The following is a 698-nucleotide window of genomic DNA, read 5'->3' on the forward strand; positions in this document are numbered from 1 at the left end:
CGGGTGATCATGCCGCCGAGGAGGTGTTCGTTGACGTGGCAGTGGAACAGCCAGGTCCCGACGTCGTCGGGCACCATGTCGGCCGTGGCCATGGTGGCGGGCAGCAGTGGGACGGTGTCCATGCGCATGCCGCTCCACAGCACGCTGTTGCCGTGCCAGTGCGGGGTGTGCAGGTCCTGCTCGCCGCCCATGCCCATGACGTACCAGCGGACGTGCTCACCCTTCCTCATGGTGATCATCGGCTCGTTGCCGAAGATGTAGCCGTTGATGGCCAGCCGCAGGTTGGACCTGGTGAAGTTCACGTCGTCGCGCGGCGGGTAGGGCGGCTGGGCGAAACGGCGGAGGTTCTCCTCCAGGTACGGGCTGCGGTTCTCGTCCATGATTTCGAAAAGGGCGACGATCTCGCGGTCGACGTCCTTCGGGGTGCCGTCCGGGCGGCCTAGGCCCCTGCCGGTGATGACCATCGCGCCCATCAGGCCGGCGGCGGTGTCGCTGACCTCCTGGGTGTGGGAGTGGTACATCCACATCACGGAGCTGCCGTCGTGCGGGCCGGGGCCGGCGCGGTCGGGCACCAGCCAGGTGTAGGTGTACCGGCCGCCGGTGGGGACGGCGTCGTCGAGCTTGTCCACGCCGGAGGTGTTGTCGGCGTACGGCGCCCCCTCGCTGGCTTTCGTGTAGAAGACCCCGTGGGGATGCAC

General features: G+C 68.2%; 1 protein-coding gene. It reads right to left on the reverse strand.

The window, feature by feature from the left end; translation table 11 throughout:
- Nucleotides 1-698 (reverse strand): multicopper oxidase domain-containing protein (locus NBW84_RS23865; RefSeq protein ID WP_250287592.1); only part of this gene is annotated, 698 nt, incomplete at both ends.

The organism is Protofrankia sp. CiP1_Cm_nod2, from assembly GCF_920664355.1.
Classification (GTDB): domain Bacteria; phylum Actinomycetota; class Actinomycetes; order Frankiales; family Frankiaceae; genus Protofrankia.